Below are 13192 nucleotides of genomic sequence, written 5' to 3'. Positions count from 1 at the left end.
CCTGCCCGTCCTCGCCTCAGCGGGGGCGGGCGGGGTGCAGCCAGCGGGTGACGATGCGCAGGAGGTTGCCGAGCTCGGTGTCGGCATCGACCTCGCCGTGGGTCTCACGCAACGCGCGGTGCGCCGTCACGAGGCCTGCCAGCCAGCGGGTCACGTCGGGGACGTGCAGCTCGATGTCGATGTGGCGGTCCTCGACGGCCTCGGCCGCCAGGTGCGACAGCCGGCCCTCTGTCTGCGCGTCGAGGGGGACGCCGGGGTCGGTCGCGAGGTGCTCGACGAGCTCGAGCAGTCGGTCCCAGGCGGAGTCCATGGCACGAGCCTAGTGCCCCGACCTCTAGAACATGTGTTCGATCAGGCGTACGATCGGTTCGTGTCCGACTACTACCAGGGATCGCTGCTCGACGTCGCCGAGGCGACCGGCTTCGGCGGGCTCGCGCCGCAGCGAACCGTGCTGGGAGACGGGGCCTGGGTCGACGTGCTGCCCGGGTGGGTCGCGGGGTCCGACGACCTGTTCCTGCGGCTCCAGGATCGCGTGGCATGGCGCGCGGAGCGACGTGAGATGTACGACCGGGTGGTCGACGTCCCCCGGCTGCTGTGTCACTTCGGGGTGGGCGATCAGCTGCCCGATCCGTTGCTGCTCGAGGCCCGCGAGAGGCTCGGCGACCACTACGAGCCCGAGCTCGGCGAGCGCTTCGCGACGGCGGGGCTGTGCCTGTACCGCGACGGCCGCGACAGCGTGGCGTGGCACGGCGACCGCATCGGTCGCGGTCGCAGCGACGACACGATGGTCGCGATCGTCTCGCTGGGAGCCGCTCGCCGGCTCTCGCTCCGTCCGCGCGGTGGAGGGCGGCAGGTGGGCTTCTCGCTGGGTCACGGCGATCTCGTCGTGATGGGCGGCTCGTGCCAGCGCACCTGGGACCACGCGATCCTCAAGACCGCCCGCCCGGTCGGGCCCCGCATCAGCATCCAGTTCCGCCCCCGCGGCGTCCTCTGACCCCTCCCCCGAAGCGGTGCGCTGGTCGCCCATCCCGGGAGCGGGCGGTGACATGGTCGTTGATCGTCAGGAAGGGCGGTCGTGCAGTCGCCCCTCCGCCTCACGGATGGACGACAGGGGCACCGCTCCACAGGGGATGTGATGTGCGGAGGCCGTCCACAGCACCGCGAATGCCGCTGGATCGTCGTTGGAACCCGGCGTGTGCTGGACGCATGCCCCCGCAACCGTTCGTACCCGCCGAGTTTCGTCACCGACCCTTCAGCCAGGTGGAGGCCGCCGCGGCCGGCCTCACGAAGCACATGCTCGATGGTCGGACGTGGACGCGTGTCCTGCCGCGTGTGTGGGTGCATCGCGATCACGTGATGACGTCCGCGGACTGGCTCACCGCAGCGACCCTCGCGATGCCCGACCGTGCGCAGCTCAGTCACGTGTCGCGTCTTCAGCACCTCGGTCTCGACATCGGTGAGGTCATGCCCGTCCACTTCACGATCAGCGGCGACCTGCACCTCGACATGGACGGCGTCGTCCTCCACCGCACGAAGGTGATGCCGCCGCTCGACGACGTGGGACTCACCCCCGCCGCCGCCTACATCCAGTACTGCGCAACGGCCCGGCTGATCGATGCCATCGGGGTAGGCGACTGGTTGGCCCATCGTCGCCACCTGTCGATCATCGAGCTGGCGGAGCTGGTCCGGAGGGATCGTTGGCGTCCGGGTGCGCAACAGGCGCGCCAAGTGCTTCGTCACCTCGATGCAGGATCGCGCTCTTTGCCGGAGTCGGAGGTCCGCCTGCTCTTGGGCTTCGCGGGGCTCCCCGTCCCTGAGGTCAATGTCTCGATCGTGGTCGACGGTGAGCTGCTCGGCATCGTCGACCTGCTCGTTCGTGAGGTGATGCTGGCACTGGAGTACGAGGGACGCCAGCACGCCGAGAGCATCGTGCAGTTCAACCGGGACATCCAGAGATATGCGACCTTTCGACGGCATGGTGTCGAGTACCTGCAGGTCACCCACGAGATGAGGACCCGACCACGGACGCTGGTGAGCAGGATTCACACACGCATGGTCGAGCTGGGCTACGACGGTCCGGCACCTGTCTTCGGGCGTCGATGGGACGAGCTGCACGCACCTATCCCGGCGGGGGCGGTGCGTCAGTCGCCCATCCACAACGAGAAAGGCGACCCAGCCACCCGTCCCTACAGGGATGGGCGACCAGGTCGCCGTTCTGCCGCCGGATAGGCGACTAGGTCGCCGCCTCGGTGGGGTTACTTCTTGCCGCGGTTGGCGCGGTTGCGCTCGGTGGCGTCGAGGATGATCTTGCGGATGCGGACCGACGCCGGGGTGACCTCGACGCACTCGTCCTCGCGGCAGAACTCCAGCGACTGCTCGAGCGACAGCTTGCGCGGCGGCACCAGCTTCTCGAACTCGTCGGCGTTGGAGCGGACGTTGGTCTGCTTCTTCTCGCGGACGATGTTGATGTCCATGTCGTCGGCGCGCGAGTTCTCGCCGACGATCATGCCCTCGTACACCTCGGTGGCGGGCTCGATGAACAGCGTGCCGCGCTCCTGGATGTTGGTCATCGCGTACGACGTCGCCGCGCCGGCGCGGTCGGAGACGAGCGAGCCCGAAGGGCGGGTGGAGATCTCGCCGGCCCACGGCTCGTACTTCTCGAACGTCTGGTGCGCGATGCCGGTGCCGCGGGTGTCGGTGAGGAACTCGGTGCGGAAGCCGATCAGACCGCGCGCCGGGACGATGAACTCCATGCGCACCCAGCCGGTGCCGTGGTTGATCATCTGCTCCATGCGGCCACGACGGACGGCGAGCAGCTGCGTGATGGCACCGAGGTACTCCTCGGGGGCGTCGATCGTCAGGCGCTCCATCGGCTCGTGGATCTTGCCGTCGACCTCCTGTGTGACGACCTGCGGCTTGCCGACCGTGAGCTCGTAGCCCTCGCGACGCATCTGCTCGACGAGGATCGCCAGCGCGAGCTCGCCACGTCCCTGGACCTCCCAGGCGTCGGGACGCTCGGTCTCGACGACCTTGAGTGACACGTTACCGATGAGCTCGCGGTCGAGGCGGTCCTTGACGAGGCGGGCGGTGACCTTGGTGCCCTTCTCGCGTCCGGCGAGCGGGGACGTGTTGGTGCCGATCGTCATCGAGATGGCCGGCTGGTCGACCGTGATGAGCGGCAGCGCGACGGGGTTCTCGGGATCGGCCAGCGTCTCGCCGATCGTGATGTCGGGGATGCCCGCGATGGCGACGATGTCGCCGGGGCCGGCGCTCTCGCCGGGCACGCGCTCGAGCTCCTCGGTGATGAGCAGCTCGGTGATCTTGACCTTCTCGACCGTGCCGTCGTGCTTCATCCACGCGACCTGCGCGCCCTTCTTGAGGGTGCCCTGGAAGACGCGGACGAGCGCGAGGCGGCCGAGGAACGGCGAGGCGTCGAGGTTGGTGACGTGCGCCTGCAGCGGCGCGCCCTCGGTGTACTCGGGGGCCGGCACGGCGTCCATGATGGTCTGGAACAGCGGGATGAGGTTCTCGCTGTCGGGCAGTCCGCCGTCCTCGGGCTTGTTGAGCGAGGCGCGACCGGCGCGGGCCGAGGCGTAGACGACGGGGAAGTCGAGGGCGTCCTCGCTGGCGCCGTCCTCGAGCAGGTCGAGGAACAGCTCGTAGGTCTCGTCGACGACCTCGGCGATGCGCGAGTCGGGACGGTCGACCTTGTTGACGACCAGGACGACCGGCATCTTGGCCGCGAGGGCCTTGCGCAGCACGAAGCGGGTCTGGGGCAGCGGGCCCTCGGACGCGTCGACGAGCAGGATGACCGCGTCGACCATCGACAGGCCGCGCTCGACCTCACCGCCGAAGTCGGCGTGCCCGGGGGTGTCGATGATGTTGATCGTCACGCCGCCCTCGGGGGCACCGGGGCCGTTGTAGCGGACCGCGGTGTTCTTGGCGAGGATCGTGATGCCCTTCTCGCGCTCGAGGTCGCCGGAGTCCATGGCACGCTCGGTGAGCTGGTGGTGCTCGTCGAAGTGACCCTGCTGCTGGAGCATGGCGTCGACCAGCGTGGTCTTGCCGTGGTCGACGTGGGCGACGATTGCGACGTTGCGCAGGTCGGAGCGAATGGGCATGCGAAAGAAGTCCTCAGCGTGGGGGAATGCTCGACAGAGACGGAGCCTTCCCATTCTACGGGTGGACGACCTGCCCCGACTAATCGCGTAACACCCCGTTCATTGCGATGTGACAAAGATTTCGTTATCGCAATAGTTGCAGATGGGTTAGTATCGGGATGTGACAAGCCACGACCGACTCTTCGACGCACTCCACGGATTCTTCGCGACCTGCATGGCTGCGGGTGATTCGGAATCAGTCGACCACTTCGTCGAGCTCGAGCTGTCGCTCAGCCAGGTCAAGGCGATCTTCGTCCTGGCCCAGGCTCCCGACCCGCTGCCGATCCACGCACTGGCCGAGCGCATGCGGCTCTCGGTGGCGGCGACGGGACGAACGGTCGACCTGCTCGTCACGGCGGGTCTGGCCGAGCGACGCGAGAACCCGGCCGACCGGCGCGTCAAGCTCGTCACGATCACCCAGGCCGGGCTCGATGCCACCGAGGCGCACATCGAGGCCAAGAAGAACGCCATGCGTGCCCAGATCGGCCGACTCGACGCCGCGGAGGCCGATCGCCTCCACGACGCCCTCATCCCGCTGCTCCGCTGCAGCCCCCTCGAACAGGAGCTCTCCGCATGACCACCGACCAACCCGCCGTCGCCGTCCCCGACGACGACAAGATCACCCCAGATCTGCTCAAGATCGCCGGCGTCGTCGTGCTGGGTGCCATCATGTCGATCCTCGACGTGACGGTCGTCAACGTCGCCCTGCCGACGTTCCAGACCGAGCTCTCCAGCAACGGCGAGCCGCTGGCCTACTCGACCGTGGCGTGGACCGCGACGGCCTACATGCTGGCGCTGGCCGCAGTCATCCCGCTGACGGGCTGGGCGGCCGACCGGTTCGGCACCAAGCGCCTCTACATGACCGCCATCGCGCTGTTCACGATCGGCTCACTGCTGTGCGCGACGGCCTGGAACATCGAGGCCCTCATCGGCTTCCGTGTGCTCCAGGGCCTCGGCGGCGGCATGCTCATGCCGCTCGGCATGACGATCATGACCAAGGCCGCCGGCCCGCACCGCATGGGCCGCCTGATGGCGATCCTCGGCGTGCCGATGCTGCTGGGACCGATCCTCGGCCCGATCCTCGGCGGCGTCCTGATCGACGCGGCCTCGTGGCACTGGGTCTTCCTGATCAACCTGCCCATCGGCATCATCGGCCTGCTCTACGCCCAGCGCGTGCTGCCCAAGGACGCTCCTGAACCCACCGAGAAGCTCGACGTCGTGGGCATGATCCTGCTGTCGCCCGGCCTGGCGCTGCTGCTGTACGGCGTCTCCTCGATCCCCGAGGAGGGCACGGTCCTCGCGGCCAAGGTGCTGCTGTCGGCGATCGCCGGCGTCCTGCTGATCGCCGCGTTCGCGTTCTGGTCGTTCAAGCCCGAGCACCCGCTGCTCGACCTGCGCCTGTTCCGTGACCGCAACCTGACGGTCTCGATCATCACGATGTTCTTCTTCGCCGCAGCGTTCTTCGGTGCCCTCCTGCTGGTCCCGACCTACTTCCAGCAGGTCGACGGCTACTCGGTCAAGAAGGCCGGCCTGCTGATCGCCGCCCAGGGCATCGGCGCGATGCTGACGATGCCGATCGCCGGTGCGCTGACCGACAAGATGCCGGTCGGGCGCATCGTCCCGTTCGGCTTCATCGGCATCCTGATCGGCATGTTCGGTCTGGCCAACAGCACCGATCCCGGAACGGCCGACCAGACGATCATGGCCTGGCTGTTCGTGACGGGCCTCGGCATGGGCGCGACGATGATGCCGCTGTTCACCTCGGCGCTCAAGACGCTCAAGGCGTCCGACGTCGCCCGCGGCTCGACGCTGCTCAACGTCACGCAGCAGGTCGCCAGCGCGACCGGCATCGCGACGATCTCGGTCGTGCTGACCAACGCCATGAAGAGCGGCTCGGTCATCGCGGGATCCGACCAGCTGCCGGGCGTCGAGGGCGGGCTCACGCCGGCCCAGCTGGCCGCAGGCTCGCACACCGCCCAGGGACAGGGCCTCGTCGACGCGCTCGGCGTGCCGGCGGACGTCCTGCGGCAGGGGTTCCAGGACCTCGCGGACGCGTTCCAGTCGTCCTACTGGATCGCCTTCGCGGTGCTGGTCGTGACCCTCGTGCCGGTGGCGATGCTACCGCGCAAGCGCGAGAAGTCGCACCTGCTCGACGACCAGGACGGTGCCACGCCGCCGATCATGATGCACTGACGCGCCACGCAGACGGCCCCACCGGATCGATCCGGTGGGGCCGTCGTCGTTGGTGGCGGGTTCAGCCCTCGCGGTGCACCTTGTGAGCCGCCGCCTGGGCGAGGGGCTTGATCACCAGCAGGTCGATGTTGACGTGATGGGGTCGGGTGGCGACCCACACGATCGTGTCGGCGATGTCGTCGGCCACGAGCGGCTCACGCACACCGGCATAGATCGCGTCGGCGCGAGCCTCGTCGCCCCCGAAGCGGTTGAGCGAGAACTCGTCGGTGCGCACCATGCCCGGCGCGATCTCGGTGACCCGCACGGGCTGCCCGTTGAGCTCGAGGCGCAGCGTCTCGGTCATCGCGGTGACGCCGTGCTTGGCCGCGGTGTAGCCACCGCCGCCCTCGTACGTGACGTGCCCGGCGGTCGAGCCGAGGTTGACCAGCGTGCCGGCACCGCTCGCGACGAGGGCCGGCAGCAGCGCCTTGGTGACGAGCAGCGTGCCGATGACGTTGACCTCGTACATGCGCCGCCAGTCGTCGGGGTCGCCGGCCGACACGTGATCGGTGCCGAGGGCGCCGCCCGCGTTGTTGAGCAGCAGGTCGAGCGTCGGCCCGACGGCCTCGGCGAGGGCGGCGACCTGGGCCTCGTCGGTCACGTCGCACGTCACGGCCGTGCCGCCGATCTCGTCGGCGAGGGCCGCGATGCGATCGGTGCGGCGCGCCACGCAGAACACGTGGAACCCGGCGGCGGACAGGGCTCGGGCGGTGGCGGCACCGATGCCGCTGCTGGCTCCGGTGACGACGGCGGTAGGCATGTGCCCATCGTCGCAGACGGCTGCGAGTGCACGGTTCGGCGCAGGTGGGACGATGGAACCGAAAGGTGGGGTGCACATGCTCAGGCGAATCGCCATGCTCTCTGCGCACACGTCGCCGCTGGAGCAGCCCGGCGACGGTGACGCCGGCGGCATGAACGTCTACGTGCTCGAGCTGTCCCGCCAGCTCGCCGCCCGCGGCATCGAGGTCGAGATCTTCACCCGCGCGACGTCCCGCCACCAGCCGGCGGTGCACGACGCCGAGCCCGGCATCCGGGTGCACCACGTCGCCGCCGGTCCGTTCGAGGGGCTCGAGAAGAACGACCTCCCTTCTCAGCTGTGCTCGTTCGTGCGGGACGTGCTGCGGGCCGAGGTCGAGCGCGAGCCCGGCCACTTCGACCTGATCCACTCGCACTACTGGCTCTCGGGACAGGTCGGGACGGTCGCCCGCGACCGCTGGGACGTCCCCCTCGTCCACACGATGCACACCATGGCCAAGGTCAAGAACGCGATGCTCGCCGAGGGGGATGCCGCCGAGCCGATCGGTCGCATCTACGGCGAGGAGGAGATCGTGCGCCTCGCCGACCGCCTGATCGCCAACACCGCCGAGGAGCGCCGCGAGCTCGTCGACCTCTACGGGGCCTCACCCGAGCGGGTCGCGGTCGTGCACCCGGGCGTCGACCTGGAGGTGTTCAGCGCGGGCCGGCACGACGAGTCGCGCCGACGCCTGGGCATCGCCGCCGATGCGGCGCTGCTGTTGTTCGCCGGACGCATCCAGCCCCTCAAGGCACCCGACGTCGTGCTGCGCGCCGCGGCCGTGATGCTCGAGGACGATCCTGCGCTGCGCTCGCGCCTCGTGGTCGCGGTCGTGGGCGGTGCCTCCGGCTCGGGGCTCGACCAGCCGTCCGCGCTCTCCGACCTCGCGGTCGAGCTCGGCATCGCGGACGTCGTCCGGTTCGTCCCCGCGGTCGCGCAGCGCGAGCTCGCCGACTGGTACGCCGCGGCGTCCGTGGTCTGCGTGCCCTCGCACAACGAGTCGTTCGGGCTCGTCGCGATCGAGGCCCAGGCCTGTGGCACGCCCGTCGTCGCCGCCCGGGTCGGCGGGCTCGTCACGTCGGTGGCCGACGGCGTCACCGGCGTCCTCGTCGACGGCCACGACCCGGTCGACTACGCCGCCGCGATCCACCACCTGCTGACCGACGCCGACGCCCGCGAGGCGATGAGCCACAAGGCCGTCCGCCACGCCGAGGGATTCGGCTGGGACGTCACCGCCGACCGCACGCTCGCCGTCTACGGCGAGGCCGTCACCGCCCACCAGGAGGCACGCCCATGACCACGCACCCGACGTCCGACGTCCGCCGCGTCATCATCGACACGCTCGAGGCCGCCGAGCTGGCCTACACCGAGCACCAGACCGGCACGTTCGAGGTGACCCTGCCCGGCGAGCGCAAGCTGCAGACGACGTGCCGCCTCGAGATCGGCCGGCATGCCCTCGGCGTCCATGCCTTCGTCGCCCGCAACCCCGACGAGAACCACCAGGTCGTCTACCGCTGGCTGCTGGAGCGCAACCTCAAGATGTTCGGCGTCGCGTTCGCGGTCGACTCCGCGGGCGACATCTACCTCGACGGACGCGTGCCGCTGGAGTCGGTCACGTCCGACGAGCTCGACCGGCTCCTGGGCTCGGTGCTGACCTACGCCGACGAGTCGTTCAACACGATCCTCGAGCTGGGCTTCGCCACCTCGATCCGCAAGGAGTGGGAGTGGCGCGAGTCGCGCGGCGAGTCGACCCGCAACCTCGACGCGTTCAAGCACCTCCGGCCGTGACGCGACCAGCGCTCACGTAGGTTCGTCGCGTGAAGGTCATCGTGTTCGCCGACGTCACCGACCCGTGGGCCTATGTGGGTTCCACCCGGTTCGAGCGGGCCGCGGCGATGTTCTCGATCCTGACGGGTGAGCCCGTCGAGATGACGTTCCGGGCCTTCCAGCTCGAGCCCGAGACGTCCAGCGAGGGACGCCTGCTGCTCGACGCGATGCAGGAGCGTCTCGGGGGCCGCGACGAGGTCGAGCTCGTCAACGCGCGCGTGACCGCCGCCGCCAGGATCACCGGCATCGACCTCAACTTCGAGGAGGCCGTCGAGGCGTCGTCGTTCGACGCGTGGCGGCTGCTGACCTGGGCCGACGAGGCCGGGCCGGGGTTCCAGCGCGACCTCGCCCACCAGCTGTGGCGCGCCCACTTCCTGGAGGGTGCCGACGTCGCCGACCCGTTCACCCTCGCGACGCGGGCTGCGCTCGTCGGCCTCGAGCTCGAAACGGCCGAGGCGCTGCTCGCGAGCACCGAGTACGCCGACGAGGTCCGCACGCAGAACGAGACCGGCCAGTCGCTCGGCATCACCCAGCTGCCGTACGTCGTGGTCGACCAGCGCTGGACGCTCGAGGGCATCCAGTCGCAGAACGACTACGTGCAGGCGCTGAGCCAGATGCACGCCGAGCGCCGCGGCGAGGGCGAATCATCCGCGGACGAGTGACCCCATAGGCTCAGGGGCATGAGCACTCTCATCCTCCTGCGTCACGGCCACAGCGAGTGGAACGCCAAGAACCTGTTCACCGGCTGGGTCGACGTCGACCTCAACGACCAGGGCGTGGAGGAGGCCGGCAAGGGTGCCTCGATGCTTGCCGAGGCCGGCCTGTTGCCCGACGTCTCGCACACGTCCCTGCTGCGTCGCGCGATCCGCACGTCGCAGATCGTGCTCGACGGCATCGACCGCCACTGGATCCCGGTCAAGCGGTCGTGGCGCCTCAACGAGCGCCACTACGGTGCGCTGCAGGGCAAGGACAAGAAGGCCACCCTCGAGGAGTACGGCGAGGAGCAGTTCATGACCTGGCGGCGCTCGTACGACACGCCGCCGCCGGCGATCACCGACGACGACGAGTTCAGCCAGGCCACCGATCCCCGCTACGCGGCCCTGCCCGACGAGCTGCTGCCCCGCACCGAGGCGCTCGCCCAGGTGCTCGACCGCATGCTGCCGTACTGGTACGACGCGATCGTCCCCGACCTGCTCGACGACAAGGTCGTCCTCGTGACGGCGCACGGCAACTCGCTGCGAGCCCTCGTCAAGCACCTCGACGGACTGGGTGAGGACGAGGTCGTCGGCCTCAACATCCCGACCGGCATCCCGCTGGTCTACGAGCTCGACGCCGATCTGCGTCCCACCGTCAAGGGCGGCCAGTACCTCGACCCCGCCGCGGCCGCGGCCGCCATCGCCGCCGTCAAGAATCAGGGTCGCTGACGCTCATCAAGGTGACCCCGGGCCGAGCGAGCGCAGCGAGCGAAGGCTGGCGCCCGGGCGAAGCCCGGCAGCGGCGAGGGACGAGCCGCTGAGGCGGCGAAGCCGCGCGCCCTAGCTGTCGTACTTGTAACCGAGGCCTCGGACCGTCGTGAGGGTGATGGGGTTGGTGGGGTCGGGCTCGATCTTGGCGCGCAGTCGCTTGACATGGACGTCGAGCGTCTTGGTGTCACCGACGTAGTCGGCGCCCCACACGCGGTCGATGAGCTGCCCGCGGGTCAGCACCCGGCCGGGGTTGCGCAGGAAGTACTCGAGCAGCTCGAACTCCTTGAGCGGGAACTTGGTCTCCGAGCCGTCGATCGTGACGAGGTGCCGGTCGACGTCCATGCGCACGCGGCCTGCCTCGAGCGAGGCGTTGTCGTCGATCTCATCGGTCGCGCCGCGTCGCAGCACGGCCCGGATGCGGGCGACCAGCTCGCGGGGGGAGTACGGCTTGGTGACGTAGTCGTCGGCACCCAGCTCGAGCCCCACGACCTTGTCGACCTCGGTGTCCTTGGCGCTGACCATGATGATCGGCACCGACGAGATCTGCCGGATCGCCCGGCAGACCTCGGTGCCCGACAGGCCGGGCAGCATCAGGTCGAGCAGGACGATGTCGGCACCGCCGCGGTCGAACTCCGTGAGCGCGTCGGGCCCGGTCTCGGCGATCGCGACGTCGAAACCCTCCTTGCGCAGGACGTACGACAGCGCCTCGCTGTAGCTCGTCTCGTCCTCGACGACCAGTACCTTCGTCACGCGGGCTTCCTCTCAGAGTCTTCATCGATGTCGTGCTGGAACGCCGGCAGCACGAGGGTGAACGACGAGCCGAGGCCCGGCTCGCTCCACACCTCCACGGTGCCGCCGTTGCTGGCCGCGACGTGCTTGACGATCGACAGGCCCAGCCCCGTCCCGCCGGTGGCCCTGGCCCGGGCGGGGTCGACGCGGTAGAACCGCTCGAAGATGCGGTCGAGCTCATCACCCGGGATGCCGATGCCGTTGTCGGTGACGGTCAGGCGCACGTCGCCGTCCGCGAGCTGCGCGGTGACCGTGACACGGGATCCCTCGGGGCTGTAGGTCACGGCGTTCTCGACGAGGTTGCTGACCGCGGCGTGCAGCTGCGATCGGTCGCCGTGGACCTGCAGATCGGGCTCGACCGACGTCGCGATCTCGATCTTCTTGTGCTCGGCCTCGGTGGAGGAGTGCTCGCAGGCCTCGCCGACGAGCTCGCCGACCTTGATGGCCGTGGCGTCGTCGCTCAAGATGTCGTTCTGCAGCCGCGACAGGTCGATGATCTGCTGGACGAGCCGAGTCAGCCGCTCGCTCTCGAGGTGCATGCGGCTGGAGAAGCGCACGACGGCCTCGGGATCGTCCTTGGCCTCGCCGACGGCCTCCGCCAGCAGGTTGAGCGCCCCGACGGGCGTCTTGAGCTCGTGGCTGACGTTGGCGACGAAGTCGCGCCGGATCGACTCGACGCGCTGCTCACGGGTGCGGTCGTCGGCGAGCACCAGGATGAGCCGGGACGTCAGCGGCGCGACGCGAGCGTGGATGTAGGCCGTCGTGCCGCGCTTGGGCTGCAGCGAGATGTCGGCCTCGCGCACCTGGCCGTCGCGGCGCACCTGGCGCACGAGGGCCATGAGCTCGTCGGGCTCGAGCCGGTCGTCGTTGATGATGCCCATCGCGAAGGCGGGCGCTGACGCCTTGACGACGGTGTCGGCGGAGTCGATCAGCACTGCCGACGACGACAGCACCGACAGGACGAGCTCTGCGCCGGGTGGGACCACGGGTGTCGGCTCGGCCACGGTCTGCTGCGTCCTCTCGCTGAATCTCCACAGGTACGTGATCATCGCGCCGATGACGGCTCCGATCGCTCCGGCGATCACGAGGCCTGCGCTGATGTCCACACGTTGATCGTAGGGGGCGGTCGAGCCGAAACCCGTGTCTGGACGCCCGCAGCGACAGGGCTTTCGGCTGGCGTTCATGCCGCGTTCACCGGGCGTCGCCGTCCGTTCACCCGCTCTCTCTACGGTGGGGGACATGCGCGATCAGTATTACGAACAGCTCGATGCCATCGTCGACGACCTGGTGAACCTCACCGGGACCGTCCGCCGTGCCGTCGCCGACGCGACCAAGGCCCTGCTCGAAGCAGACGGTCAGGTTGCCGAGGCCGTCATCGCAGGCGACAAGCTCATCGACGAAGAGACAGAGACCATCGAGGAGCGCACCCTGTTGCTCCTCGCCACCCAGCAGCCGGTCGCGACCGACCTGCGCCAGCTCGTCGCGACCCTGCGCATGCTGGCCGATCTGCAGCGGATGGGTGACCTCTCGGTGCACGTCGCCAAGATCGCCCGCCGTCGCATGCCCGAGTCCGCGGTGCCGCTCAACCTGCACCCGACGATCCTGTCGATGGCCGCCGTGGCCGACTCGATGATCGAGTCGGCATCGCGCATCGTGGCCAACCGCGACGTCGCCAAGGCCGCGCAGCTCGAGGCCGAGGACGACGAGATGGACCTGCTGCGCAAGGACCTGTTCCGTGCCCTGCTGGGTGACTCGTGGGACCACGGCGTGGAGCCGGCGGTCGACATCGCCCTGCTGGGTCGTTACTACGAGCGCATCGGCGACCACGCCGTGTCGATGGCCCGCCGGGTCGTCTACCTGGTGACCGGCCAGATGGCCTGACCCGCCCGAGCCGTCCCGCTGGAGCCTGCCTCCCCGGGACATGG

The 13192-nt window shown here is 69.4% G+C and carries 14 protein-coding genes; 9 read left to right on the top strand and 5 right to left on the bottom strand.

What is annotated here, in order from left to right; all coding sequences use genetic code 11:
* Window positions 1–16 precede the first annotated feature (16 nt).
* Entirely contained in the window at window positions 17–310 is a 294-nt protein-coding gene (locus JOF40_RS02225) for a hypothetical protein (protein ID WP_129179706.1), read from the bottom strand.
* Between the two features lie 60 nt (window positions 311–370).
* On the opposite strand from JOF40_RS02225, the gene JOF40_RS02220 reads away from it, so the two are divergent.
* Together JOF40_RS02220 and JOF40_RS02215 are read left to right on the top strand one after the other, a co-directional pair.
* Window positions 371–994 carry an alpha-ketoglutarate-dependent dioxygenase AlkB gene (locus JOF40_RS02220; protein WP_129179704.1) on the top strand — a complete coding sequence of 208 codons (624 nt, stop codon included), beginning with the start codon at window positions 371–373 and terminating at the stop codon, window positions 992–994.
* A gap of 512 nt (window positions 995–1506) precedes the next feature.
* Window positions 1507–2229: a putative endonuclease domain-containing protein gene (locus tag JOF40_RS02215; protein ID WP_129179702.1), complete on the top strand. Its 723-nt coding sequence runs from the start codon at window positions 1507–1509 to the stop codon at window positions 2227–2229.
* A gap of 26 nt (window positions 2230–2255) precedes the next feature.
* Here the strand turns inward: JOF40_RS02215 and typA are convergent, their stop codons facing one another.
* Window positions 2256–4121, bottom strand: coding sequence for a translational GTPase TypA (typA, locus tag JOF40_RS02210; protein WP_129179700.1), 1866 nt, complete (start codon window positions 4119–4121; stop codon window positions 2256–2258).
* Between the two features lie 160 nt (window positions 4122–4281).
* Here typA and JOF40_RS02205 point away from each other — a divergent pair, with 160 nt between their 5' ends.
* Complete coding sequence (locus JOF40_RS02205) at window positions 4282–4737, top strand: MarR family winged helix-turn-helix transcriptional regulator (RefSeq protein WP_209674327.1); 456 nt, start codon at window positions 4282–4284, stop codon at window positions 4735–4737.
* A complete protein-coding gene (locus JOF40_RS02200) occupies window positions 4734–6353 on the top strand; it encodes a DHA2 family efflux MFS transporter permease subunit (RefSeq protein WP_129179698.1) in 1620 nt (539 codons plus the stop codon). The genes JOF40_RS02205 and JOF40_RS02200 overlap by 4 nt, the downstream gene beginning before the upstream one ends.
* Before the next feature lie 61 nt (window positions 6354–6414).
* Here JOF40_RS02200 and JOF40_RS02195 read toward each other — a convergent pair whose 3' ends face one another.
* Window positions 6415–7152: an SDR family NAD(P)-dependent oxidoreductase gene (locus JOF40_RS02195; RefSeq protein ID WP_129179696.1), complete on the bottom strand. Its 738-nt coding sequence runs from the start codon at window positions 7150–7152 to the stop codon at window positions 6415–6417.
* Window positions 7153–7246: 94 nt separating this feature from the next.
* Between JOF40_RS02195 and mshA the strand changes: the two genes are divergently transcribed.
* Genes mshA through JOF40_RS02175 form a run of 4 tightly spaced genes read left to right on the top strand, consistent with a single transcriptional unit; the run spans window position 7247 to window position 10436 of the window.
* Window positions 7247–8482, top strand: a complete 1236-nt coding sequence (gene mshA, locus JOF40_RS02190; protein WP_245343087.1) for a D-inositol-3-phosphate glycosyltransferase — start codon at window positions 7247–7249, stop codon at window positions 8480–8482.
* Window positions 8479–8973, top strand: a complete 495-nt coding sequence (locus JOF40_RS02185) for a type III secretion system chaperone family protein (protein ID WP_129179692.1) — start codon at window positions 8479–8481, stop codon at window positions 8971–8973. Before mshA ends, JOF40_RS02185 begins: the two co-directional genes overlap by 4 nt.
* A gap of 29 nt (window positions 8974–9002) precedes the next feature.
* On the top strand, window positions 9003–9674 hold the full coding sequence (locus JOF40_RS02180) for a DsbA family oxidoreductase (protein WP_129179690.1): 672 nt from the start codon (window positions 9003–9005) through the stop codon (window positions 9672–9674).
* An 18-nt stretch (window positions 9675–9692) separates the two neighbouring features.
* Complete coding sequence (locus JOF40_RS02175; protein WP_129179688.1) at window positions 9693–10436, top strand: phosphoglyceromutase; 744 nt, start codon at window positions 9693–9695, stop codon at window positions 10434–10436.
* Between the two features lie 111 nt (window positions 10437–10547).
* On the opposite strand, the gene JOF40_RS02170 is transcribed toward JOF40_RS02175, so the two are convergent.
* Together JOF40_RS02170 and JOF40_RS02165 are read right to left on the bottom strand one after the other, a co-directional pair.
* Window positions 10548–11228, bottom strand: coding sequence for a response regulator (locus tag JOF40_RS02170; RefSeq protein ID WP_129179686.1), 681 nt, complete (start codon window positions 11226–11228; stop codon window positions 10548–10550).
* The gene (locus tag JOF40_RS02165; RefSeq protein WP_129179684.1) at window positions 11225–12373 is read right to left on the bottom strand and encodes a sensor histidine kinase; all 1149 of its coding nucleotides are present in this window, start codon (window positions 12371–12373) and stop codon (window positions 11225–11227) included. The genes JOF40_RS02170 and JOF40_RS02165 overlap by 4 nt, the downstream gene beginning before the upstream one ends.
* 133 nt (window positions 12374–12506) lie before the next feature.
* On the opposite strand from JOF40_RS02165, the gene phoU reads away from it, so the two are divergent.
* Complete coding sequence (gene phoU / locus JOF40_RS02160; protein WP_129179682.1) at window positions 12507–13148, top strand: phosphate signaling complex protein PhoU; 642 nt, start codon at window positions 12507–12509, stop codon at window positions 13146–13148.
* Window positions 13149–13192 lie beyond the last annotated feature (44 nt).

The organism is Aeromicrobium fastidiosum (assembly GCF_017876595.1).
GTDB classification, from domain to species: domain Bacteria; phylum Actinomycetota; class Actinomycetes; order Propionibacteriales; family Nocardioidaceae; genus Aeromicrobium; species Aeromicrobium fastidiosum.
The sequence above is the reverse complement of the archived record's forward strand: the minus strand, read 5'-3'. Positions and strand labels throughout refer to the sequence as shown.

Bases quoted from the DNA above. Each gene is read 5' to 3' on its own strand.
- JOF40_RS02215 (WP_129179702.1), top strand. From the start codon at position 1,507: ATGGACGGCGTCGTCCTCCACCGCACGAAGGTGATGCCGCCGCTCGAC.
- mshA (WP_245343087.1), top strand. From the start codon at position 7,247: ATGCTCTCTGCGCACACGTCGCCGCTGGAGCAGCCCGGCGACGGTGAC.
- JOF40_RS02195 (WP_129179696.1), bottom strand. From the start codon at position 7,152: ATGCCTACCGCCGTCGTCACCGGAGCCAGCAGCGGCATCGGTGCCGCC.
- typA (WP_129179700.1), bottom strand. From the start codon at position 4,121: ATGCCCATTCGCTCCGACCTGCGCAACGTCGCAATCGTCGCCCACGTC.
- JOF40_RS02175 (WP_129179688.1), top strand. From the start codon at position 9,693: ATGAGCACTCTCATCCTCCTGCGTCACGGCCACAGCGAGTGGAACGCC.
- JOF40_RS02200 (WP_129179698.1), top strand. From the start codon at position 4,734: ATGACCACCGACCAACCCGCCGTCGCCGTCCCCGACGACGACAAGATC.
- JOF40_RS02225 (WP_129179706.1), bottom strand. From the start codon at position 310: ATGGACTCCGCCTGGGACCGACTGCTCGAGCTCGTCGAGCACCTCGCG.
- JOF40_RS02185 (WP_129179692.1), top strand. From the start codon at position 8,479: ATGACCACGCACCCGACGTCCGACGTCCGCCGCGTCATCATCGACACG.
- phoU (WP_129179682.1), top strand. From the start codon at position 12,507: ATGCGCGATCAGTATTACGAACAGCTCGATGCCATCGTCGACGACCTG.